Source organism: Kitasatospora phosalacinea (assembly GCF_030268885.1).
GTDB lineage: Bacteria > Actinomycetota > Actinomycetes > Streptomycetales > Streptomycetaceae > Kitasatospora > Kitasatospora phosalacinea_C.
Genome location: NZ_BSSA01000010.1, coordinates 1 through 22,711 on the forward strand (window position 1 = coordinate 1; position 22,711 = coordinate 22,711).

General features: G+C 74.3%; 20 protein-coding genes and 2 pseudogenes. 12 read left to right on the forward strand and 10 right to left on the reverse strand.

What is annotated here, in order from left to right:
* Positions 1-147: 147 nt before the first annotated feature.
* The 3 genes and pseudogenes from QSK52_RS16320 to QSK52_RS39450 form a co-directional block, all read left to right on the forward strand.
* Positions 148-510, forward strand: a pseudogene (locus tag QSK52_RS16320) (RHS repeat-associated core domain-containing protein); the annotation flags it as partial.
* A gap of 487 nt (positions 511-997) precedes the next feature.
* Positions 998-2,023, forward strand: a complete 1,026-nt coding sequence (locus QSK52_RS16325; RefSeq protein ID WP_285736794.1) for a hypothetical protein — start codon at positions 998-1,000, stop codon at positions 2,021-2,023.
* A gap of 111 nt (positions 2,024-2,134) precedes the next feature.
* A pseudogene (locus tag QSK52_RS39450) lies at positions 2,135-2,542 on the forward strand (IS5 family transposase); the annotation flags it as partial.
* A gap of 127 nt (positions 2,543-2,669) precedes the next feature.
* Here QSK52_RS39450 and QSK52_RS16330 read toward each other — a convergent pair.
* From QSK52_RS16330 to QSK52_RS16350, 5 genes are read right to left on the reverse strand one after another with little or no spacing between them, the layout of a single operon-like run.
* A complete protein-coding gene (locus QSK52_RS16330; RefSeq protein ID WP_285736795.1) occupies positions 2,670-3,566 on the reverse strand; it encodes an N-acetylglucosamine kinase in 897 nt (298 codons plus the stop codon).
* Complete coding sequence (locus QSK52_RS16335) at positions 3,563-4,492, reverse strand: N-acetylmuramic acid 6-phosphate etherase (RefSeq protein WP_285736796.1); 930 nt, start codon at positions 4,490-4,492, stop codon at positions 3,563-3,565. The genes QSK52_RS16330 and QSK52_RS16335 overlap by 4 nt, the downstream gene beginning before the upstream one ends.
* Complete coding sequence (locus QSK52_RS16340; RefSeq protein WP_285736797.1) at positions 4,476-5,702, reverse strand: discoidin domain-containing protein; 1,227 nt, start codon at positions 5,700-5,702, stop codon at positions 4,476-4,478. Before QSK52_RS16340 ends, QSK52_RS16335 begins: the two co-directional genes overlap by 17 nt.
* A 23-nt stretch (positions 5,703-5,725) precedes the next feature.
* On the reverse strand, positions 5,726-6,601 hold the full coding sequence (locus tag QSK52_RS16345; RefSeq protein ID WP_285736798.1) for a MurR/RpiR family transcriptional regulator: 876 nt from the start codon (positions 6,599-6,601) through the stop codon (positions 5,726-5,728).
* On the reverse strand, positions 6,591-7,625 hold the full coding sequence (locus QSK52_RS16350; RefSeq protein WP_285736799.1) for a hypothetical protein: 1,035 nt from the start codon (positions 7,623-7,625) through the stop codon (positions 6,591-6,593). Before QSK52_RS16350 ends, QSK52_RS16345 begins: the two co-directional genes overlap by 11 nt.
* A 226-nt stretch (positions 7,626-7,851) precedes the next feature.
* Between QSK52_RS16350 and QSK52_RS16355 the strand changes: the two genes are divergently transcribed.
* The 4 genes from QSK52_RS16355 (at position 7,852) to QSK52_RS16370 (ending at position 13,600) form a co-directional block, all read left to right on the forward strand.
* The gene (locus QSK52_RS16355) at positions 7,852-8,889 is read left to right on the forward strand and encodes an ABC transporter substrate-binding protein (RefSeq protein ID WP_285736800.1); all 1,038 of its coding nucleotides are present in this window, start codon (positions 7,852-7,854) and stop codon (positions 8,887-8,889) included.
* Positions 8,890-8,892: 3 nt separating this feature from the next.
* Positions 8,893-9,723, forward strand: coding sequence for an ABC transporter permease (locus tag QSK52_RS16360; protein ID WP_285736801.1), 831 nt, complete (start codon positions 8,893-8,895; stop codon positions 9,721-9,723).
* Positions 9,702-10,460, forward strand: a complete 759-nt coding sequence (locus QSK52_RS16365) for an ABC transporter ATP-binding protein (RefSeq protein ID WP_285736802.1) — start codon at positions 9,702-9,704, stop codon at positions 10,458-10,460. The genes QSK52_RS16360 and QSK52_RS16365 overlap by 22 nt, the downstream gene beginning before the upstream one ends.
* 425 nt (positions 10,461-10,885) lie before the next feature.
* Positions 10,886-13,600, forward strand: coding sequence for an ATP-binding protein (locus QSK52_RS16370; protein WP_285736803.1), 2,715 nt, complete (start codon positions 10,886-10,888; stop codon positions 13,598-13,600).
* A 121-nt stretch (positions 13,601-13,721) separates the two neighbouring features.
* On the opposite strand, the gene QSK52_RS16375 is transcribed toward QSK52_RS16370, so the two are convergent.
* The 3 genes from QSK52_RS16375 to QSK52_RS16385 form a co-directional block, all read right to left on the reverse strand.
* Positions 13,722-13,880 (reverse strand): hypothetical protein, encoded by a 159-nt coding sequence (locus QSK52_RS16375; protein ID WP_285736804.1) that lies wholly within the window; start codon positions 13,878-13,880, stop codon positions 13,722-13,724.
* 17 nt (positions 13,881-13,897) lie between these two features.
* The gene (locus QSK52_RS16380) at positions 13,898-14,959 is read right to left on the reverse strand and encodes an alpha/beta fold hydrolase (protein WP_285736805.1); all 1,062 of its coding nucleotides are present in this window, start codon (positions 14,957-14,959) and stop codon (positions 13,898-13,900) included.
* Positions 14,960-15,117: 158 nt separating this feature from the next.
* Positions 15,118-15,723, reverse strand: a complete 606-nt coding sequence (locus QSK52_RS16385) for a VOC family protein (RefSeq protein ID WP_352230289.1) — start codon at positions 15,721-15,723, stop codon at positions 15,118-15,120.
* A 259-nt stretch (positions 15,724-15,982) separates the two neighbouring features.
* Between QSK52_RS16385 and QSK52_RS16390 the strand changes: the two genes are divergently transcribed.
* Complete coding sequence (locus QSK52_RS16390; RefSeq protein WP_285736806.1) at positions 15,983-16,438, forward strand: SRPBCC family protein; 456 nt, start codon at positions 15,983-15,985, stop codon at positions 16,436-16,438.
* Positions 16,439-16,828: 390 nt separating this feature from the next.
* Here the strand turns inward: QSK52_RS16390 and QSK52_RS16395 are convergent, their stop codons facing one another.
* Entirely contained in the window at positions 16,829-17,677 is an 849-nt protein-coding gene (locus tag QSK52_RS16395) for an SAM-dependent methyltransferase (RefSeq protein WP_285736807.1), read from the reverse strand.
* Positions 17,678-18,084: 407 nt separating this feature from the next.
* Here QSK52_RS16395 and QSK52_RS16400 point away from each other — a divergent pair, with 407 nt between their 5' ends.
* Together QSK52_RS16400 and QSK52_RS16405 are read left to right on the forward strand one after the other, a co-directional pair.
* Positions 18,085-19,209, forward strand: a complete 1,125-nt coding sequence (locus QSK52_RS16400; protein ID WP_285736808.1) for a sigma factor-like helix-turn-helix DNA-binding protein — start codon at positions 18,085-18,087, stop codon at positions 19,207-19,209.
* On the forward strand, positions 19,206-19,835 hold the full coding sequence (locus tag QSK52_RS16405; protein ID WP_285736809.1) for a hypothetical protein: 630 nt from the start codon (positions 19,206-19,208) through the stop codon (positions 19,833-19,835). The genes QSK52_RS16400 and QSK52_RS16405 overlap by 4 nt, the downstream gene beginning before the upstream one ends.
* Positions 19,836-20,391: 556 nt before the next feature.
* On the opposite strand, the gene QSK52_RS16410 is transcribed toward QSK52_RS16405, so the two are convergent.
* The gene (locus tag QSK52_RS16410) at positions 20,392-20,709 is read right to left on the reverse strand and encodes a hypothetical protein (RefSeq protein ID WP_285736810.1); all 318 of its coding nucleotides are present in this window, start codon (positions 20,707-20,709) and stop codon (positions 20,392-20,394) included.
* Between the two features lie 71 nt (positions 20,710-20,780).
* Between QSK52_RS16410 and QSK52_RS16415 the strand changes: the two genes are divergently transcribed.
* Together QSK52_RS16415 and QSK52_RS16420 are read left to right on the forward strand one after the other, a co-directional pair.
* The gene (locus QSK52_RS16415; RefSeq protein ID WP_285736811.1) at positions 20,781-21,617 is read left to right on the forward strand and encodes a LysR family transcriptional regulator; all 837 of its coding nucleotides are present in this window, start codon (positions 20,781-20,783) and stop codon (positions 21,615-21,617) included.
* Positions 21,618-21,719: 102 nt separating this feature from the next.
* Positions 21,720-22,688, forward strand: coding sequence for an MBL fold metallo-hydrolase (locus QSK52_RS16420; protein WP_285736812.1), 969 nt, complete (start codon positions 21,720-21,722; stop codon positions 22,686-22,688).
* The last annotated feature ends 23 nt before the right edge of the window (positions 22,689-22,711 follow it).

A 22,711-nucleotide genomic window follows, 5' to 3' on the forward strand; every position in this document is an offset into this window, starting at 1 on the left:
CATCATGCGATGCCTCAAGCGCTTCGTCGCCCGCGAGATCTACCGCGCCCTCACCAGGACACCGACAACCCAACGCATCAACCAGACCGACCTCGCTCCTGCAGCTTGACGTCCATAGGAGCATCCCAGAGCGAGCACAGCCACCCGCTGCGCTCCGCGCCCCAGGACGTCGTCGACGCCCGCTTCTACGCCATCGTCACCGACCTCGTCGGCACCCCCACCGAACTCGTCGACGAGAACGGGGACGTGGCCTGGCGCTCCCGCACCACCCTGTGGGGCGTCCCCCTCGAACAGGCGGACGGCCCCGGATGCCCCCTCGCCTTCCCCGGCCAGTACCGCGACACCGAGTCGGGGCTGCACTACAACCTGTACCGCTACTACGAGCCGCTCACCGGCCGCTACCTGACGCCCGATCCGCTGGGCCTGGACCCCGCGCCCGACCCCTACTCCTACGTCCACAACCCGCAGACCTGGGCCGACCCGCTGGGCCTGGCCCCCTGCATGCAGGCGCTCGAGGACATGGCCATGAAGATCAACAAGGTGCTCTCCCCCCGCGGGCAGGAGGGCCAGACGGTGGCGGCGATCCACGTCGACACCCCGCACGGCCCGAAGGTGTTCGTCGCCGGCACCAGCAAGGCCAAGCTCACACCCGCCCAGCGCGACCTCGCCGTGAAACTCGGAGCCATCCCCCTCCCCAACGACCAGTACATGAAGGTCGCCAAGGGCGAGAAGGGCGGCCACGCCGAACAGAACCTGCTGCTCTTCTTCGACCGGATGCACCGCGCGAACGGCGGGTCGAGCTGGGAGCCGACGCACGGCGGCGCCTCCCGCAGCGTCTGCACGGACTTCTGCGCGCCCATCGTCAGAGGCACCGGCGGCCGGATGGACGGCCCGATCCACCCGAAGGAACACGGCACGCACCGCCGCCAGTTCTACTGGCCTGGCAAGATGTGACAGCCCCTCACCGCGCCGCACCCACCGACACGACCAGGGAACCATGACCATCGCACCGCTCACCCCGCAGGCCGCCGCAGACCTTCCCTGCCCCGGTATCGCCGAAGCCCTCGGCTGGACCGACGCCTGGCAGACCCGCCACGGCGACATCTGGCTCGTCACCCGGGAGGACGGCGACACCCTCGTCCGCCGTGCCGACGGCACCGGGCAGGTCGTCAGGTTCCCCGACCCGACCGGCGACTACCGCGGCTACACCACGCCCGCCCCCGGCGGCACCGCCTTCGCCGTCTGCGGCGACAGCGCCGTCACCCTCCTCGACGCAGAGGGCAACGCCCGCTGGAGCCACCCGCACGACCCGTGGTCGGCCGACAACGGCAGCGGCCGCGGCGCCTGCGCGTTCACCGCCGACGGACGCCACCTGATCGCCGTCGTCCCCGGGACCGTCACCGCAGGCGGCTACGAGGGCGACCTCCTGGTCGTGCTCGACTCCGCCACCGGAGCACCCGCCGCCTCCCGCCCCCTCACCGCCGCCTCCGCGATCTACGAGATCCGGCAACCCCTCGAAGGCTCGGGCCAGCTGATCGTCTCGGCCGGCCAGGGGCAGGACGACGCACTCACCTACGTCGCCGTCTTCGACGGCACCACCCTGCACACCACCGAACTCGACACCAAGGACGAGCCGGTCACCGACGTCGACCCCGTCGGCCGGCACCTCCTCACCCTCGAACGCGGCGGCGCCCACCTCACCCTCCGCACCCTCGGCGACGACCACCTCCCCACCGCGGAGCGGGAACTGCCCGTCGAACACCTCACCGAGGACGAGGACCAGCTCTTCGTCGGACGCCCCGTCCTCCTCGGCGACAGCCGCATCCTGGCCGCTGTCGCCGACGAGGAATGGGCGGAAGAGACCCGCCACTTCCTCATCGACGCCGCCACCCTGCAGCCGCTCGCCGAGATCACCTACCCGCGCCCCGCAGGCCCCGACGTCGTCCCCCTGCCCGACAGCAGCTGGCTCACCCCCGACGACGACCGACTCGACCACTGGCACCTCGACCAGCCGCACCCCTGAGCCACCGACACCCCGTCGGTCGGACCCGGAGGGCGGAACTCCAGGGCGCGCCACCCGGCCGGAGCGGCCCCGCGACCTTGTGATGCGTCGTCATGAGCTGTCGGATGCCGAGTGGGCCGTGCTGTCGCGGTTCCTGCCGAGTTCGGGGACCGCCGGCCGGGCGGCCGGCCGCGGTCGGACGACCGGTTGGCACTGAACGGGATCGTCTGGAAGGTGTGGACCGGATCGGCCTGGCGGGACGTTCCGGCACGCTACGGCTCCCGGCAGACCCTCTGCACCCGGTTCCGCCGGTGGGCGCTGGACGGCACCTTCTCCCGGATGCTCCGGCAGGTCCAGGCCGAGAAGGACGCGGTCGGGGACATCGACTGGCTCGTGTCGGTCGACTCCGCAATCGTCCGCGCCCACCAGCGCGCCGCAGGCGGCAAAAAGGGGGCAGCCGGCGGGGGCGAAACGGCAGGTCACGTCCTCGGCCGGTCCCGAGGCGGACTGAGCACCGAGGTCCACCTGGCCTGCGACGGACGCGGCCGCCCGCCCGTGTTCGACCGGGCGGCCCCCTGCCCGCGCAACGTCGTCGAGCTCGGTGGGGGAGCAGCCGCCGGGCAGGTGGGCCTGCCGGGCGGCTACGGTCAGCCGGTTCCTGAAGGGTTCAGAGGGCGGGAAGGTCGTGGCACGCCGCGTTCGCGGCGAGGCGGGCGGCTGCTGTGGCGGGGTCGGTGCGGGGCAGCAGGGGGTCGAGGTCGGCGAGCAGGTGCAGCAGCCGGGTGCGGACGGGGCCGTCGGCGGTGGCGACCGAGCCGCTGAGTACCAGGGGCTGCCCCGGACGGGCGGTGGCGCGGGCCAGGGCGGCCAGGTGGTCGGCGGCGGTGTCGGTGATCGCCCGGGCGGTCGGCTCGCCCGTTGCGGCCAGTCGGCAGACGGGGGCGGCGAGGGCGGCCAGTCCACGCGGTGGCCCGTCGTACGCCCAGCGCAGCAGTTCGTCGGAGCTTCCGGCCGCGCAGTGGGCGCGGACCAGGCTCCCGAGGGCGCCGTCGGGCTGCGCGTGGGCGCGTCGGACGGCCTCACGGCCGATCCACCAGCCGCTGCCCTCGTCGCCCAGCAGCCAGCCGAGCCCGCCGTTGGCGGCCACGGCCCGCAGCCCGGCGACCCGGACGCAGACCGCGCCGGTTCCGGCAACCAGCACCGTGCCGTCGGTCCCGGTCGGGGCGGCGGTCCCGAGCGCGGGGACGGCATCCGGAACCAGCAGCACCGGGGCCTCCAGGCGAAGCGCCCGTCGGAACCGGTCGGCGAAGGCGGCGGGGTCGGCCAGTGCCCGGTGACCGGCCAGTCCGATCAGGCAAGCGGTGACCGCGCCCGGCGGCCGGTCGCCGAGTGCCGCCGAGGCGGTGGCCGCGAGCCGGACGGCGGCCGGGGCCGTACCTGCCCCGGCCGGGTTGGCGCCGGGGCCCTCGCCGCGGCCGACGGCCCTGCCGGCGGCGTCGAGCAGCACGGCCCGGGTGCGGCTGCCGCCGGCGTCGATCCCGAGGTGGAGGGCCGTCGGGGTCACCGCTGTTCCTCGACCAGCGCGCGGATGGCGGCGAACGGGCGCCCGCCGTGTGCGGCCAACGCGGTTCGGGACCGCACGGGTGAGGCCCCGGTGCTGAGCGCGACCAGGGCGGTGGCGGTCTCCCCGGCGCACCGGTCCAAGCAGCCGGCGGCCTGCTCCGGGGTGGACTGACAGGCCGTCACCAACGTGCGCACCGCGCGGTCGCGCAGTTTCCCGTTGCGGGCGGAGGCGGTGACCATCAGGTTCGACCAGGTGCGGCCGGTGCGGACCATCAGGGCGGTGGAGAAGGCGTTGAGGGCGAGTTTCTGCGCGGTGCCGGCCTTCATCCGGGTGGAGCCGGTGATGACTTCGGGTCCGGTGGCGAGCAGCACGTGCAGGTCGGCGTGGGCGGCGGCGGGTGCGGCCGGATCCCCCGACAGCAGGGCGGTGGTGGCGCCGGCCGCGCGGGCGGCGGCGAGTGCGCCGAGGACGTACGGGGTGCGGCCGCTGGCGGTGACGCCGATGGCCAGGTCGCCGGCGACCGGCCGGTCGGGGTCGGCCGGGTCCGGGACGGAGTCCTCGGCGTCCTCGGCGGCCCGCGCCGCGGCGGCCGGGCCGCCCGCCAGGTGGGCGAGCACGGTCTCCGGGCCGATCCCGTAGGTCGGGCCGAGTTCCAGGGCGTCGCCGAGCGCGATCCGGCCACCGGCGCCCGCGCCGTAGTAGTGCACCCGGCCGCCGCGGGACAGCGCCTCGACGCCGGCCTCGACCAGCCGCGCCAGCTGGGGCAGCGCGGTCCGCACCGCAGCGGCCACCGTGGCGTCCTCGTCGTTGATCAGCCGCAGCAGCTCCGGGGTGTCGAGGGTGTCGAGTTCCGCGCTGAGGGGGTGGGGCGCCTCGGTCGGCGGCATCAGGCCGGTGCCGGACCCCGGATCAGACGGCGTAGGCATTGACGCTCCAGAGCGAGAAGGCGTAGGCGCTGGCCCGGGTGGTCAGGGCCAGGCGCAGGTAGCGCCCGGTGCCGTGCAGGCCGGTGAGGTACTCGACGCCGCCGGGGCCGGTCGTGGTGGTGTACACGGTGGTCCAGGTGGTGCCGTCGGTGGAGAGCTGGACCTGGTAGGCGGTGCCGTAGCCGGTGTTCCACACCAGCCGGACGCCCTCGACAGCGGTCGTCGCTCCCAGGTCCACGGTGAGGGCCTGCTGGTCGGCATAGGCGCTGGCCCACCGGGTGGACGGGTCGCCGTCCACGGCGTTGCCGGGCAGCAGGGTGGAGTTGTAGCTGCTGGAGGCGGTGACCGGGCGGGCGAGGGCGAGGTCGGGGGCGGTCGCCTCGGTGGAGGCGGACCAGTCCAGGAAGGCCCGGGTGGCGGGGAGCCAGCCCTGGCTGCCCGCGCCGTTCTGGCAGGCGGCGTCGCAGACGGCCGGGTTGGAACCGCCCCAGATCACGGCGCCGGGCAGGCCGAGGTCGTGCAGGGCGGCGAGTTGGAAGGCGAACTGGGCGGCCGGGACCCAGGTGAGCGAGAGGGCGCCGGTGCCGTCGTGGTACTGCGGCCAGATGTAGGGGAGGACGGGCAGCGCGGGGTCGATCTGCGCGGCGGTGGCGAGGTTGGCCTTCAGGGTGGCGAGCCAGCTGTCGTAGCCGGTGGCGTAGGTGTACGCGGACGGGAAGAACGCGGTGTTCCGGTCCTGGGCGATCAGCTGCCGGTAGAGGCCCTGGTGGGCGGTGGCGGTGTTGCCCAACAGGCCGTACCAGCCGATGAGCTGGTTCGGGGCGACCTGCCGGGCCCAGGACTGCAGGGTGGCGAGCCGGTTCAGGTGGTCGGCGGCGGTGGCGGCGGTGCCGGTGAGGTAGAGGCTTTCGCAGTCGAGCACCAGCGGGGCGTCGGCGTGGGTGTCGTACTGGGCGACCAGGGCCTTCCAGTCGGCCTCGGCGGGCAGCGCGCCGCCGGCCACCAGAGGGGTGCAGACCCGGTTGGGCACCAGGTTGGCGGGGACGGCGCCGTGGCCGACGACCGCGGTGGCGTACGCGGTGTCGTCGTAGAGGGTGAACCCGGTCGCGGCGTGCGCGGGTTGCGGGGCGAGCGGTAGCAGGGCGGCGGTGGCGGCCAGCAACAGGGGCAGGACGCGGCGCAGGGCGAAGAGGCGGGGGAGTGCGGACATCGGTGGGCTCCGTACGGACGGGATCAGCGGGGGCGACGCAGGCTGTGGCGGCGGACGGCGTCGTGGGCGCGTTCCAGGCCGTCGAGGATGCGGGCGTGGTCGTGCTGGGCGAGGGTGGCGTAGAGGGCGTCCACGACGGTGAGTTGGGCGGTGCGGGAGGCGGTGCCGCCGCTGCGGAAGGTCGTCTCGCGGGCGGCGGTGAGCAGGACCAGGTCGGCGGGCTGGGCGGCGGGGGAGCGCGGGTTACTGGTGACCACCGCGGTGACGGCTCCTGAGGCGCGGGCCTCCTCCAGGACCTCGACGACCTCGCGGGGCCGGCCGGAGTGGCTGATGCCGAGGGCGAGGTCGCCGGGCTGCAGCAGGGCGGCGGTCATCAGCGCGTCGTGCACGTCGTTGGCGAACACGCAGGCGTAGCCGAGGCGGTGGAGTTTCTGGGTGGCGTCCAGGGCGGCCAGGGCGCTGGAGCCGACCCCGACCACCAGGATCCGGCGGGCGGCGCGGACGCGGTCGCCGAGCGCGGCGAGGACGTCCAGGTCGAGGGCCGCGGCGGTCTCCTCGGCGGCCCGCGCGTTGGCCCGGCCGACCTTGCGCACCAGTTGTTCCGGGGTGTCGTCGGGGCCCAGGTCGGCGCCGAGATCGAGGTCGGCCCGGGTGTCGGCGCGCAGTCGTTCGGCCTCGGTGGCGAGGCCGAGCCGCAGTTGGGCGTAGCCGCGCAGGTCGAGGCTCCGGCAGAAGCGGTGCACGGTGGCCTCGGAGGTACCGGCGGCACGGGCCAGTTCGGTGATGGTCCGCTCGGCGGCGAGGCCGGGGTCGGCGCACACCAGGTCGGCGATGCCCCGTTCGGCGGGCGGCAGCCGGTCGCGGCGGTGGCGGATCAGGGTGAGCAGGTCATCGGGCACGGGACGGTCCTTCCAAGGGGTGGGACGAGGGCCGGGGGCGAGCCGCCCGGTCGGTGAGGACGTCCCACCGGTCGGGGTCGAGGCCTTCGCCGGGGAACAGGCAGATGCTGCCCGATCCGGCGGCCGCGGTGAGGTCGAGCAGGGCCGCGAACTCGGCGGCGTCGAACGGCTTGCCCCAGTCGGCGGGGGCGGCGAGCACCGCGGTGGCGTCGGCGGTGGTCTGCACGACCGGGACGACGGCGGTGTCGGCCGGCACGGCGGCGGCCAGGGCCTGGGCGGTGCGGCCCGGCCAGTCGAGCGGCCGGTGCAGGATCGCGTGGTAGGTCATCGGCAGCAACAGGTCGAGGAAAAGGGCGAGTTCGCGGGCGTCCTGGCCGACCAGGGCGCGCCGTTCGGCCTCGGTGCCGGCGGGGACCAGGAACGCGCCGACCGGAAGGCCGGGCCGGGCGGAGCGGGCTGCCGCGGCGAACTGCCGGGCCGCGCGGGTGACGGCGGCGGTGCGGAACTCCGTCCAGGCGGCGGGGTGGTGGGCGGCGATCCAGCGAGCGGCGGTCGCGCCCGTGCCCGGGGGGTGGTGGCCGGTCAGTTCGGCGAACTGCCGCAGGGTGTCCGGGTCGTAGGAGGCGGAGCGGGGCCGGGCGCCGGGGCGCAGCTCCCACTCCCAGTGCAGCGGCCAGCGGAGGAAGTCCAGCAGCAGTCCGTCCACGGGGGCGGCGTGCAGTGCGGCGGCCAGCTGGTCGGCCAGGCGGGCGTTCCAGGCGGGGTCGTTGGGGCGGACGCCGGTGTACCACTCCATCGGCTGCCACGGCCGGCCGTCCTGGTCGACGGTCGACGGCCCGTCCGGGCCGCGGAAGCAGGCGAAGCTGCCGTACACCCGTAGGCCGCGGCCGCGGGCCATGTCGGCGAAACCGGGCGTCACCCCGTCGAGTCTGGTCACCACGGTGTCCAGTCCGGCCGCGGCGGCCCGGTCGAGCAGCTGGGGGAGGAGGGGCGAGCCGGGGGCGAGGAGGTAGCAGGAGCGCACAGCAGGTGACCCTAGCGATGGCGCACAAAGTCGTAAATAAGTTTCACCTTTCTTCCCATCTTCCCAGCTCATCGCGTAGCAGTAGGCAACACTATGCAACAATTCCGCAATTCCAGCCGCAATATTGAAAGTTATTTACGAGATTTCGTTGACACCGGCTGCGCGTCGCGGCCAGCATGAGGCCACCTCACCCCCTTGCCCAGACCGCCCGTTCGGGAGTTCCGCCATGCCCACGCACCGCCCGCCCGTCTCCGCCCTCGGCACCGCCGTGCTCGCCGCGATGCTTCTCACCGGCTGCTCCTCGACCACGGGCGCAACGGCCCCGGCCGTCGACGCCGCCAAGCCGCTGCCCACCGTCGTGCCGACCGGGGTCACCCTGCGGATCGCCGACCAGAACGACCTGCTGAAGACCACCCTGGCCGCCGCCGGGCAGGACAAGGACCTGCCGTACAAGGTCAGCTGGTCCTCCTTCCAGGGAGGACCGGCCGTACTGGAGGCCTTCCGGGCCGGCGCCGCCGACGTCGGCTTCGTCTCGGACGCCCCCGTGGTGTTCGCCCAGGCGCACGGCCAGGACGCCCGGGTGGTCGGCGTGGTGCAGAACAGTCCCGACGCCGTCCACCTGTGGACCTCGCCCGGCAACCCGGCGAGGACCGTCGCCGACCTCAAGGGCAGGAAGATCGCCTACACCGAGGGCACCACCTTCCAGCCCGCCGTCCTCACCGCACTGAAGAACGCCGGGCTCAAGCCCGCCGACGTCACCCTGGTCAAGCTCAACCCGCCGGAGATCCCCGCCGCGCTGGCCGCCGGCCAGGTCGACGCCGGCACCCTCACCGAGCCCCTGGTCAGCAAGTACAGCACCGCCTACCAGGACAAGGGCGCCCACGAACTCGACGGCGACAAGGGCCTCACCAGCGGCCTGCAACTGCTCATCGCCCCCGGCAGAGCCGTCGCCGACGACGCCACCGCCGCGGCGCTGGCCGACCTGGCCGCCCGCTTCACCCGCGCCGAACTGTGGATCACCACCCACAAGGACGCCTGGGTGCAGTCCTACTACGTCGACTCGCAGAAGCTGCCCGCCGCCGTCGGACAGGCCGTGGTCGCCAACAACGGCACCGCCACCATCCCCGACTACGCCACCGCCGCCACCCGGCTGCAGAAGGTCACCGACGTCCTGACCGACGCCGGGGTGATCGGCAGGCTGGACATCGCCACCGCCTTCGACCGCCGCTTCGACGCCGTCCAGGCCGCCGCGGCCAAGGGCTGAGCGATGGCCACCACCGAAGCCCGCACCCCGTCCGCAGCCCCGTCCGCCCCGCGCAGGCGCGTTCCAGGCCCGGGCGGGCGGCGGCGGATCCCCTTCGCCCGTGCCCTCGGGCCGCTGCTGCTGCTCGCAACCTGGCAACTCTGCTCCGTCACCGGCATCCTGGACCCGCAGACGCTCGCCCCGCCGGGCGCGGTCGGACAGCAGGCCCGGGAACTGCTGATCAGCGGTCAGCTCGGGCACCACCTGTGGGTGTCGCTGCAACGCGCCGCCCTCGGACTGGCCTTCGGCGCCACCACGGGCGTCCTGCTCGCCCTGCTCGCCGGACTGTCCCGGCTGGGCGAAGCGCTGATCGACGGCACCGCGCAACTGTTCCGGGCCCTGCCGATCCTCGCCCTCGTCCCGCTGGCCATCCTCTGGTTCGGCATCGGCGAAGAAGTCAAGATCATCCTGGTGGCGCTCGGCACCTTCTTCCCGATCTACGTCAACACTCACGCCGCCCTCACCGGCCTCGACCTGCGCTGGGCCGAACTCGCCGCCACCGTCGGCCTGAACCGCCGCCAGTTCCTCCGCCGGATCGCCCTGCCCGGCGCCGCGCCCGGTTTCTTCACCGGCCTGCGCCTCGCTGTCACCGTCTCCTGGCTGGTGCTGGTCGTCAGCGAACAGATCAATGCCGCCAGCGGCATCGGCTACCTGATGGAACAGGCCCGCACCTTCGGCCAGACCGACGTCATCGTGGTCGGCCTGGTGGTCTACGGCCTGCTCGGCCTGGCCTCCGACACCCTGGTCCGACTCCTGGAACGGAGAGCACTGCAATGGCGCACCACCCTGGGCTGACCGCCCCGACCGACCCCGTCCCAGGAGTGCGACTGCGCGGACTCCACCGCGCCTTCGGCGGGCGCACCGTCCTCGACGACATCGAACTCGACATCGCCAAGGGCGAGTTCACCGCCCTGCTCGGACACAGCGGCTCCGGCAAGTCGACCCTGCTGCGGGCAGTGGGCGGTCTCGACGGCGCCGCTGCCGGCCGAGGCGTGGTCGAAGTGCCCGAACCCAGCGCCGTAGTCTTCCAGGACGCCCGCCTGCTGCCCTGGAGCAGAGTCCTCGACAACGTGGTGCTCGGCCTGCCCGGACCGCGGGCCGCAGCGCTCGCCCGCGGCCGCGCGGCACTCGCCGAGGTCGGCCTCGCCGGCAAGGAACGGGCCTGGCCCGGAACGCTCTCCGGTGGCGAGGCGCAACGCGCCGCACTGGCCCGGGCACTGGTCCGCTCCCCCGAACTCCTGCTGCTCGACGAGCCGTTCGGCGCCCTCGACGCGCTCACCCGGATCCAGATGCACAGCCTGCTGCGCAACCTCTGCGCCCGCCACCAGCCCGCCGTCCTGCTGGTCACCCACGACGTGGACGAGGCCCTGCTGCTCGCCGACCGGGTCCTGGTCCTCGCCGACGGACGCTTCTCCCTCGACCTCCCCCTCGGCGGGCCCGCCGGCCCAGGACGGCGCGGGAGCGCGGAATTCACCGAACTGCGGGAGCGCCTGCTGCGCGCACTCGGCGTTCCGGAGGAGGACCGCAGCTGACGGAGGGCAGCGGTCCGGCTGGTGCTGGTGCTGGTGCTGGTGCTGGTGCCGGTGCCGGTGCCGGGTCAGGTGTCGGGCGCGGTGCCGGTGGGCACGGCGGTCAGGCAGCGGATCGCTTCCTCGGCGTCGGCGAGTTCGTCCTCGTCGGGGAGGGCGGCGCCGAAGCTCCGGTCGTCGGGTGCTTCGAGGGCCCGACGGAACTGACGGTGGCCCTGCCCGCCCCGCTGCGGCGCTTCCCGACCCTGCGGCCCGTCCGGCCCCGACGCGGTGGCTGCCCACGATCGACCCAGGCGATGAGCGCGGCCGCGGCTGACGGCGGATCACGACGGTGGTGGCCGACGGGGATCGGGCGCGGGCGGGGCGGGACGCGGTTCGTAGGATGGGACGGAACTCCTCCGGGAGGACGTCGGGCCGGAGGTGAGTCGATGGAACGCGGGACGCGTCAACTGGTCGGGCGCGAGATGGAGTCGGAAGTACTGGACGGGCTGCTGCGGGAGGTGCAGGACGGGCGCAGCCGGGTACTGGTGCTGCGGGGCGAAGCGGGGATCGGGAAGACGGCCCTGCTGGAGCGGTTCGCGGAGCGGGCCGCCCGGATGCAGGTGGTGCGCGCGGCGGGCGTCGAAGCGGAGTCCGAGTTCGCCTACTCGGCGTTGCAGCGACTGTGCGCCCCGCTGCTGCCACGGCTCGACCGGCTGCCGGAGGTGCAGCAGGAGGCGCTCAGGGTTGCCTTCGGACTGAGTGCCGGGAAGGCACCGGAGATGCTGCTGGTCGGTGTCGCGGTGCTCGGCCTCTTCGCCGAGGCCGCCGCCGCCTCGCCGCTGGTGTGCCTGGTCGACGACGCGCAGTGGCTTGACCTGATGTCGCTGCGGATCCTGGCGTTCGTCGGACGCCGGTTGGACGCCGAGTCGGTGGCGCTGGTCCTCACAGAGCGGAGCACCGGCGGCGGCGCCGAGGAGTTCGCCGGCCTGCCGGTGCTCTCACTGCGCGGCCTGGCCGACGCCGACGCCAGGACGCTGCTCGACAGCGTCCTGCCGGGCCCGGTCGACGCCCGGGTGCGGGACCGGATCGTCGCCGAGACCGGCGGGAACCCGCTGGCGCTGCTGGAGCTGCCGCGCGACCTGTCGCCCGCCGAGCTGGCGTTCGGCTTCGCCGGGCCGGGAACCGGCCCGTTGGCGACCCGACTGGAGGACGGGTTCCGGCTACGGGTCGACGCGCTGCCGGAGGACACCCGCGCCCTGCTGCTGGTCGCGGCGGTCGAGCCGGTCGGCGACGGCCCGCTGCTGTGGCACGCGCTGCGCCTGCTGGGCATCGGCCTGGAGGCGGTTGCCCCGGCCGAGGCCGCGGGCCTGATCACCCTCGGCGCCACCGTGCGGTTCCGTCACCCGCTGGTGCGTTCCGCGGTCCGGCGCGGCGCGGACGCCGCCGACCTGCGGGCGGCGCACCGGGCCCTCGCGGAGGCCACTGACGCCGAGCGCGACCCGGACCGGCGGGCCTGGCACCGGGCGCACGCCGCGGTCGGCCCCGACGAGGACGTCGCCGCGGCCCTCGAACGCTCCGCCGACCTGGCTCTGGCCCGCGGCGGCCGGGCCGCCGCCGCCTGCTTCCTGGAGCGTGCCGCCGCGCTCACCCCCGCCCCGGGCGAGCGGGCCCGCCGAGCCTTGGCCGCCGCCGGAGCACATCTCGCCGCGGGCGCTGCGGCCCGGGTGCCCGACCTGGTGGCCGCCGCCGAACTGGGCCCGCTGGACCGGCGGCAGCAGGCCGACGCGCACCGGCTGCGGGCCGAGGCGGCGGCGACGACCGACCAGGGGCTCGGCGCGGTGCTGCCGCTGCTGGACGCGGCGGCCCGGCTCCGGGACCTCGACCCGGCTGCCGCACGGAAGACCTGCCTGGCGGCGTTCGGCGCGGCGGTCTGGGCCGGTCGACACGGTGACGGCGGGCTGCGGCGGGTTGCCGACGCCGCCCGGGACCTGCCGCCCGGCGACGACACGACCGACGCCTTCCTGCCCGCCCTGGTCACCTGGGCCACGGACGGTCCGGCCGCCGCCCTCCCCCTGCTGGCCCGCGCCCTGCGCACCCTCAGCGCGGACGCGGACCCGTCCGCGCTGTGGCCGGCGGCCCACGCCGCCGTCGAACTCGGCGACCTGACGGCCTGGTCGGACATCACCGACCGGGTGGTCCGCTCCGCCCGGACGACCGGCGCCCTGTCAGCCCTCTCGACGGCACTGCCGCACCGGGCGGCCGCTCTCGGCCACGCAGGCCGCTTCCCGGAGGCGTGGGACGCGCTGGCCGAGGCGTCCACCGTCGAGGGCGCCGCGGGAGCGGCGGCCCGCACCGCCACCACCGCGCTGCTGACCGCCTACCGGGGGCGGGAACGGCCGGCGCTGGAGCTGATCCAGGCGATGGAGCGGGACGGTGGGCGGCGCGGCCTCGGCCGGCTCACCGCGATGGGCGCCTGCGCCCGGGCCGTGCTCCACAACGGCTTGGGCAACTACCCGCAGGCGACGGAGGCGGCTCTGCGCGGTGTCGAACACCGGGACCTGGGGGTGCACAACTGGACGTGCCTCGAACTGGTCGAGGCGGCGGTCCGGGCCGGCGAACCGGGTGCCGCGGCCGTCGCCCGCGAGCGGCTGACCGGTTGGGCCGCCGCCGGGACGCCCTGGGCGCTCGGCGCGCTGGCCGTCGCCGACGCCCTGGCAGGCCCGTCCGAGCGGGCCGAGGACCGGTACCGGGAGGCCGTCGGCCATTTCGGCGGGGGTGGGCTCGGCGTGCTCGAGGCCCGGGCCCGGCTGCTGTTCGGCGAGTGGCTGCGCCGCGAGAACCGGCGGGCCCGGGCCCGCGACGAACTGCGCGCGGCGCACGGGGCGTTCACCGCGATGGGTGTGGAGGCGTTCGCGGAGCGGGCCCGCCGGGAGCTGCTGGCGACCGGCGAGACCGTCCGCCGGCGCGTCCCCGGTGCCCCCGTCCTCACCCCGCAGGAGGCACAGATCGCCCGGCTCGCGGCCACCGGGCACCCGAACGCGGAGATCGGCGCGCAGCTGTTCCTGAGCCCTCGCACGGTCGAGTGGCACCTGCGGAAGGTGTTCGCCAAGTTGGGGATCTCCTCCCGTCGCGAGATCGAGGGCGCGTTCGCCGTCCGGTGACCCGCCGGAGCGGAGCGCGGCGCGGCGGCCTCGGTGGTGCGGTCCCGCCCGGCGCGGGCAGGAACGCTGCGGCGTGGACCGGGCCTCGCCCCGGCAGGGAGGCCCCGGGACCGGGGAGCGGTCAGAGACCGAGGTCGGCGGCCAGGCAGGAGAACCGCACCGAGGAGCCGTCGGGGTCGTAGGTCCCCGTCGGCCGGTCCGCCGGCGGCCTTTCCTCGACCATGTCCGTGAAGGCGACCCGTTCCGGGAGGGTGCCGAACCTGGCCCTGCGGGCCTCCACCGCCCGCTCCTCCGGGCTCACCTCCGCACCGCCAGGTGGTCGGCGTCCACCACGGCCTGGGCGAACGCGGTCGGTGCCTCCTGCGGCGCGTTGTGGCCGGTGCCGGCGAGCACCCGGTGCTCGTACGGCCCGGTGAAGAACTTCCGGTAGCCGGTGCCGTCGGTCGATGCCAGGAACGGGTCGAGGGCCGGGTCCAGGGTGATGGTCGGGACCGTGATCGCCGGGCGGGTGGCGAGCTGCTGCTCGTAGCGGTCGTAGCGGCGCTCGCCGTCGGCCAGGCCCAGCCGCCAGCGGTAGTTGTGGATGACGACGGCGGCGTAGTCGGGGTTCTCGAACGCGGTGGCGGTGCGCGCGAAGGTGGCGTCGTCGAAGGCCCAGGTGGGAGAGGTCTCCTCCCACACCAGTCGGCACAGGTCGCGCCGGTACTGCGGGTTCTCCATGGCGACCCGGCCGCGGTCGGTGGCGAAGTAGTACTGGTACCACCAGGTGTGCTCGGCCTTCGGCGGCAGCGGGTCGTGCTGCGAGGGCACGTTGGTGACGAGGTAGCCGCTCACCGACACCAGCGCCCGGACCCGCTCCGGCCACAGCGCCGCGACGACGTCGGCGGTCCGCGAGCCCCAGTCGAAGCCGGCCAGCACCGCTCGGCGGATCTTCAGGGCGTCCATCAGGGCGACGGTGTCGAGCGCGACCGCCGACTGCTGCGCGTTGCGGGCCGTCGTCGGGGACAGGAACGAGGTGGTGCCGTGGCCCCGCAGGTAGGGCACGACAACGCGGTAGCCGGCGTCCGCCAGCAGCGGTGCCACGTCGACGAAGCTGTGGATGTCGTACGGCCAGCCGTGCAGGCAGACCACGGCCGGCCCGTCCTTCGGCCCGAGTTCCGCGTAGCCGACGTCGAGCACGCCGGCCTGCACCCGCTGCAGGTCGGCGAACGAGGTGTGGGTGCCCGGGACGACGGTCGGCAGGACCGGAGCCCGGCGGTCGGGGCGGGCCGCGGACGCGGTGGCCGGAAGGCCGGCCGACACCGCGGCGGCTCCCGCGCCGAGGCCGACCGCCTTGGTGAACGCACGCCTGTTGATCATGTCTGTTCCTTTCCGGAGACGGCACGGCGCCTCCACTCCTCTTCGACGGCGCCCCGGCACACCGGCCGCACGACGCCGAGTCACCCGGATCCGGCGGCCCGTTCCGACCGCCCCGACCGGGCCCGGTCGGGGCGTGCCCGACCCCACCGGTTCCGCCCTCAGCTGCCCAGCCCGGCCGCCCGGGCCATGTGCGCGGCGTACCAGGCGGGCCAGTCCGGATCCGCCCGGCCGAGTTCGGCCTCGTGCACGCCGTGGGCGAGCGCCGCGTCGCGCAGCGCCGCCTCGACCTCCGCGGCGGAGCGGTACACCACGTGGCCGACCCGGCCGGGGCGGCGGGTGGTGACCTCCTGCAGGACGAAGGTGTTGCCGTCCGGGTCGGCGAACGACGCGAACGAGCCGTACGACTGTCGTTCCGGGTGCGGACCGGCGACCCGGCCGGCCGTGCCCGCCCGGTGGAAGACGCCGACGGCGTCGTGGAAGACCTCGCCCACCTCGACCCCGGCCGCCGCCAGCTCGGCACGGGCCGCGACGACGTCGTCGACGACCAGGTGCACGCCGTGCCCGGAGCCCGGTGCCGCGTCGGTCACCCCGCTGCCGATGACCAGCGAAGCGGCGGAGCCGGGCGGAGTCAGGTGCACGACCCGGAAGCCGTCGTCGCCGCAGAAGTCGACGTCCTCGCGGAACCCGATCCGCTCGTAGAAGTCCTTGGACCGGTCGACGTCCGACACCGGGACGACCACGACCTCGATCTTGAATTCCACCATCGTCAACTCCTGGGCCTGGTAGGAGGCCGGGCGGCCCGGCCACCGCTCACGATCCCGGGAGCCCGGGCCCGTCGCACCCGTGCCGAACCCTGGCCGGTACCCGGGTGCCTGCCCCGGACACGGGCCGGGCCCGGGGCAGGCACCCGGCCCGTGTCCGGGCCCGGGGTCCACCAGTGGCCGCCACCGGCTCGAGCGGGCGCCGTCCGCGGCGAGGCTCGGGGCAGTCGATCACCGATCAGAGGAGCGCAGGAAGCACCCCATGGCCACCATCCGATTCACCGAGCGGACCCTCGTCACCCCCGAACAGTTCGTCGCCTGCCTCACCGATTTCTCGCCGGGCCGCCGCGAACTGTTCCCCAACAGCGCCGACGAGTCCCTGCGCGTCCACGAGGAGGGCGCCGACCACGCCGACGTCACCGAGGGGTCCGGCGGCATCTGGGAGCGGCTGCGCTACGACTGGTCCGACCCGCACCGCGTGGTGATGACCACCACCGACTCCAACGTCTGGGGCGGCGCCTCCAGCCACACCTACACCTTCACCCCGCTGCCCGACGGGTCGACGCGACTGGACGTCGTGGTGGTCCGCGAAGGCAAGAACCTCAGAGGCCGTCTCGTCGCCCTGCTGCTCGGCACCGTCGGCAAGGGCGTCCTGGAGAAGGCCCTGAAGACCACGCTCAGGGCCGTCGAGGCACGCAACCGGCCCGCTGCCCGGTAACCGGCCCCCCGAGGGGAGGGCCACCACGGCCGTCACCTGCACGGCCACCGTCGAGGTCACCGGGGAAGGCCGCCGCTGAGGTTCCCCGCTGACCTGGACAGCTCGGTACCGGGACGGACAAGGAAGTAGAACCTGATGAGCGACGCGACTGTCTCTGTCGAGGCGGTCGAACAGGTCCGCCCGGCCTGGCCTGTCCGACCGCGATGCTGCCGCTGAGGCCGCCCGGTGCGCCTGGGCGAGGACCCCACTCGTCCCCGGACCCAGGTCAACACCACCGGCGATCCGACGGCCCGCCATGCACGCCGGGACCGGGCCGAGGGTGGATCGATCCGCCACGGGCCCGGGTCGGGCCGCCTTCCGGCCGTGTTGCACAGGGGGGCCGCAGCTCCGTCAGACTGGTCGCGTCGGAGCTGATCGGTCGAGCCGGGCGACGGCGGCGTAGCAGGAGGCTTGTTGGTCGGTGACGGTCACGATGTCGGCGTCGGGGCGCCAGCGGGGGGTGGAGACGATGCCGGGCTCCAGGACGCGCCAGCCGTGGAAGAGGGCGGCGATCTCGTCACGGGTGCGGGCCTGGGCCTCGGTGCCGGAGTTGCGGTACACCTCGACGAGTCGGGCGGTGGCCTCGGGTTCGAAATCGGGGGTGAAGTGGCTTATGGCCAGGTAGCTGCCGGGCGCGAGGCGGGCGGTGAAGGCCGCGACGATGTCGGCGGCACCGTGGCCGGGGCGGTCGGCGATGAAGTGGAGCAGGGCGTTCATGCTCAGTGCGACCGGGCGGGAGAGGTCGAGGGTCTCGGCAGCCGCGTCCAGGATGGTGCCGGGGTCGCGGACGTCGCCCTGGACGTAGGTGGTACGGCCCTCGGGGGTGCTGTTGAGGAGTGCCTCCGCGTGCGTGAGGACGATGGGGTCGTTGTCGGCGTAGACGGCCCGAACGGCGGGATTGACGCGTTGTGCGATCTCGTGGAGGTTCGGCGAGGTGGGGATGCCGGTGCCGACGTCGAGGAACTGATCGACGCCGAGGGCGGCGATCGCGCGGATGGAGCGGTGCATGAAGCCGCGGTTGGCGTGGGCGGCGATCCGGATGTTGGGGAAGGCGTCGAGGGCTCGGCCGGCGGCTTCGCGGTCGGCGGGGAAGTTGGTCACCCCGCCCAGGTAGTAGTCGTACATCCTTGCCGAGTGCGGCCGGTGGATGTCGAGGTTGATCCCGATCTGCGGTGGCTGCTGGGCGGTTTCGTCGGGCATCGCGCTTCCCCCCTGGTCGCTGAGTCCTTCGTCTGCCGTGCCGAACCCGGGGGTGGCGCGGGCGGTGGCGCCCCCTGGCGCGGAGCTCATCAGATCATGCCCCACTGGTGCAGCGGGCAACCAGCCGACGGGGCGCGAAGGACACCCGCGAGCCTGTGACCGACTCGGGACCGGGGCGGGCCGGGTCGGCGCATGAGGTCGAGTGATGATCCCAACTGCTCACACGGCGGCGGACTTTGACCGGCGAATGTTCGGGAAAACCCGTTTTCACCAGAGGGCCTTCGATGCGATGAGATGGAAATCTGAGGGGACATCAGTTCCCTCTGCCAGTGCATCGGCGTGCGGGTCGGGGGGCGCGGGTCGTGATCGGTCAGCGGGGAAGCACATCCCGCTGGAAAGGGAGAACGGTGGACCCGGATCTCGGTCTGGTAGTGGGGCAGCGGCGTGACCAGCTGACCTTCGACGCGTTCTGCGAGACGCACGAACAGTCGTGGTTCGCCACGGCGCAGGTGTGGCGGCTCTCGGAGGAACGGGCTCGCGCGGTGGTGGACGCCTTGCGCCACTGGCTGTGGGGCGAGTGGCAGATGCTGCTGCGCGAACCGGAGCCGATGGCCGAGGCGTGGAGGGTGCTGAAAGTCGAGATCGCCCGTGCGGTCGCCGCCGTGGAGGCCGGGGGACACGTGTGCGAGCCCCAGGAGCGGTGGTTCCGGACGGCGGCGGAGCGCATGCGGCTGACGGTGCGGGCCGGGCAGGACGACAGGAGGATCTACGAGGCGGTCCTGTCGCTGCCCGAACGCCAGCAGGACGTCGTCGTCCTGCAGTACGTACTGGACCTGCCGGAGCAGACGGTCGCGGCCTACCTGGGATCCACCACCGGGACGGTCCGCTCCACCGCCCGCCGCGCCCGGGACCGGCTCGAGAGCAAGCTTGCAGCCGCGGCCCCGGACGCGCACGGGAGGACCGGCGAGTCCGGGCACCAGTGGCGGGAGATCGATGCGGAGGCGGAAGCCGTGCGGCAGGATCTGAGGGCCGGGGAAGACGTGAGTCCGGTCTGCGCGGCGATCCTGTCGCTGCCCGAATCCCAGCAGGACGTCGTCGTCCTGCGCTTCCTGCTGGGGCTGTCGGAGCAGGAGGTCGCGGACCACCTGGGCTCGACGGTCGCGGAGGTACGGTCCCGCGACCGCCGCGCCAGCGGCCGACTCCGGAGGATGCTCGGAATCACGTCCCCGGACGCCGGCAGGGGCATGGGCCGGGGCATGGGCAAGCCCGAGGATCAGCGGCACCGGGCGATCCGGACGGCGGGGGAGCAGGCGCGGGCGATGATGCGACTCGGGGAGGGCCCGCGCGGAATCTACAGGGCCATCCTGTCGCTGCCCGAACGCCAGCAGGAGGTCACCGTCCTGTGCTACCTGCTGGGCCTGCCGGAGACAGTGGTGGCGGCCTACCTGGGTTCCACGGTCTCGACGGTCCGCTCCAATGCCCGCCACGCCAGGAACGGTCTGAAGGAGAAGCTGGGACGGGGGGACGCATGAGCGGGGTGTCCGCCGCGGTGTGGTCGGTGGGGGCGCCGGCGAAGGTGGTGCTGGAGCGCAGCCGGGAAGCGGCCCCCGCACCGCTGCGCCTCGCGCACCGCCAGGCCCGGCACGAGCTGGAGCTGCTGTGCTCGCTGATCCTGGCGAATCCGGCATCCGCCGCGACGCTGACCAAGCTGGTGGACAGTGATGTGGAGCGGCCCGAGGGAGCGCTGGTGCTGGGGGTGCTGCTGAACCTTGCCGACTACGAGGAGGGGGCGCGGTTCTGGTGGGAGTTCGCGGCCGGGGGCGGCAGCCACCTCGCGGCCTCGTGCCTGTGGTTCTGGCACCAGTCGCGGGGCGAACCGCGGGACGCGCAGTTCTGGCGCCACCAGGCGGAGAAGCTCGCCGACGAGCCGCAACCGCAGTGGCGGATGCCTTCGCCCGAGCGGCCGCTGGTGCCGCGCCGCGTGCGCGCCGACATACTCGCCCGCTGCAAGGAGGGGCTCGCGCCGCGGCTGCCCGCCCGGATGGCAGCGGTCCTCAAGTCCCTTCCCGTGCAGGGCGACCACCACGACTGGCCGGAGGTCCCGCACTGGACCCCGGATGTCGTGTGCCACCTGAAGGCCGCAGCCGAAAACTGCTGAACCGACCGTTCCGTCGGGTCGCCACCGAGCTTGCACGGCGGCGACCCGACGCAGGGGGTGTCCGCCGAGCTTTGAAGCGCGATGGCGCCGGAGCCGACGGAGGGTGACCACCGCGGTGTGCCACTTGCCTGAGGTGTCCCCGGGGTGGTGGGTCGACGTCTCAACGCCGGGTGTCCCGTGTCCCGTCAGGTCGGCGACAGTCGGCACGAGCCCGAGTACAGCCCGGCCCACGCACCCGCACCTGGGAACCGAAGCCTCCCGGGCCGTCCCGGCACCAGCCGCACGGCGGGGTCGACCACCTCGTGCAGGCAGTCGAGCCACCCTTCCGGACAGTGCGGCTGTGGAGCCCGTTCCCGCAGGCCATGGCGGTGGTGGGCGGCAGTGGGCCGCGTGGTCCTCCGTCTTTCCCTCCCTTCACTCGTCCCACGGTGCTCCGGGAGGTTCTCCACACCGGAGGGGCGAACGGAGAACCTGTACGTCTCGGTGACCGACTCCACGGCCTCCAGCCCCACCGGCACCATGCCGCTCCCCACCCGGGCCGAGGCGCTGACGCCGCTCAGGCCAGCGGCGCGTGGTTCGCCCAGGCCGCCTCGAACGGGTGGCGGGCGCGCCACGCGTCGAAGACCTCGCCGACCTCCGGCGCGGCGAAGACCGTCCCCAGTGCCGCCAGGTCGGCGACGCCGAGCTGGACGACGACGGTGGCGACGAACGCCGGGATCTGCTCCTCGCCGGGGACCGGGACGTGGCGCCGGGCGGCGAAGGTCCGGAGCACGCCGGTGCCCTCCGCGGCCCTCTCGAGGTCCGCGAGGTACTGGTCCAGCTCGGCGTCGGGAATCGGTTCGGTGAACTTCACGAACATGGTGTGCTGCATCATGGCCCCATCTGACCAGCGGAACCCCAGCCGCGTCCAAGACATCTTCCGCAGGTGTTCGATAACCTGGGGGAATGGATCTGCTGGAGGTCAGGGAACTGCGGTACTTCGTCACCGTCGCCGAGGAGCTGCACTTCGGCCGCGCCGCCGAACGGCTCGCCGTCGCGCAGCCCGCCCTGTCGAAGACCGTCAAGCGCATCGAGGCCCGGCTGCGCGTCACGCTCTTCGACCGCACCAGCCGCAGCGTCGTGCTGACGCCCGCGGGCGCCGCCCTGCTGGAGCACGGACGGCACGCGCTGAACGCGGTGTCGGCCGCCGTGCAGAGCGCCCGGCGCGCCGCCGACGACGCACCGTTGCGGCTCGTGATCAAACCCGGAGGGGACGCGAACCTGCTCTCCGGGATCCTCGCCGCCTACGCGGAGCAGCCCGGCGCCCGGCAGGTCGACATCCTCTTCAGCGGCGCCGCCGACCGCACCGACCACCTGCGCGACGGGCGCGCCGACGCGGGCCTGCTCTACGCCCCGTTCGACGACCTCGGCGGGCTGGCCACCGAGACCCTCCACGTCGAGGACCGGGTGGCCGTCCTCCCCGAGAACCACCGGCTCGCCGGGCGCGACAGCATCTCCCTGGCCGACCTGGGCGAGGAGGTCTTCCCGCGGTGGCCGGGCGTCCCCGGCGGCGGGAGCGGTCCCGAGGTCGCCGACGCCGGCGAACTCGCCGCCCTGGTGAGGATCGGCCGCGTCGTCGCCGTCCTGCCCCGCTCGCTCGTCACGCCCGTGCCGCTGGGCGTCGCGTGCGTCCCCGTGCCCGACGCCGGACCGAGCCGGATCGTCATCGCCCGCCGGGAGGACGACCAACGGGAGCACGTCACCGCCCTGATCGCCGCCGCCGCATCGCGGCGGCGCGGCTGAGCCCCCCGGGGCGTGACCCCGCCGCGCCCGGCCCCTCTGCTGCCGGCAGAACCCGGCGGGGCGGCGCAACCGGTGGCACACGAGCGGCCGTCCTTCCCGGGCATGAGCGACAACGACAAGACCCTGGGACGGCGCGGACTCCTGCGGACGGCGGTCGCGGGGGCCGCCCTCCTCCCGGTGGCCGCCGCCGTCCCCGCGGCCGCCGCGGACGAGCAGCCGCAGCGCGGCACCGGCACCGGCAGCGGCACCGAGACGGCGTTCACCTGGCTCGGCAACAGCGGCTGGCGGATCGAGGGCAACGGGCACACCGTCCTGTTCGACCCGTACCTCACCCGCTTCCCCACCCACGGCTTCGACGCCGCGACCCCGCTCACCGTGGCCACCGACGTGGTCGACCGGCACATCGGGGAACCCGAGCTCGTCCTGGTCAGCCACGGCCACTGGGACCACGTCAACGACGTCCCGTACATCGCGAAGAGCCGCGGGGTGCGGGTGGTCGGCACCGCCACCACCTGCCACCTGCTGCAGGCGATGGGGGTGGCCCCGGCGCAGCTGGTCGTGGTGAAGGGCGGCGAGGTCCTCGACTTCGGCGGGTACACCGTGCGGGTGGTGGCCAGCCTGCACAGCCGCAACGCCAAGCACCGGTACTGGGCGCCCGGCACCCTCACCGCGCCGCCCGCGGCGCCGCCCGGGACGATCGGCGAACTCGTCGAGGGCGACACCCTGGCCTTCCAGGTCCAGTTCGGCGACGGCCCCTCGACCCTGCTCACCGGCGCCAGCGACTTCGTCGAGCACACCTACGCCGGACTGCGGCCCGACGTCGCGATGATCGCCGTCGAGAGCACCGCCCGCACCACCCACCGGTACGTGCCGCGGCTGCTCCAGGCGCTCGACCACCCGCGCACCGTCGTCCCCGTGCACTGGGACGACTTCGAGACGCCACTGACCGACCCCGCCGTCCAGGACCCGGGGATGGACCTCGACGGCCTGCTCGACCAGGTGCGCCGACTCGCCCCGCGCACCCGGCTGATCCGCCCCGAACACCTCGCCACCCTGCACCTGCGGGCCTGACGGGGGGTCGGGAATGCCCGGCG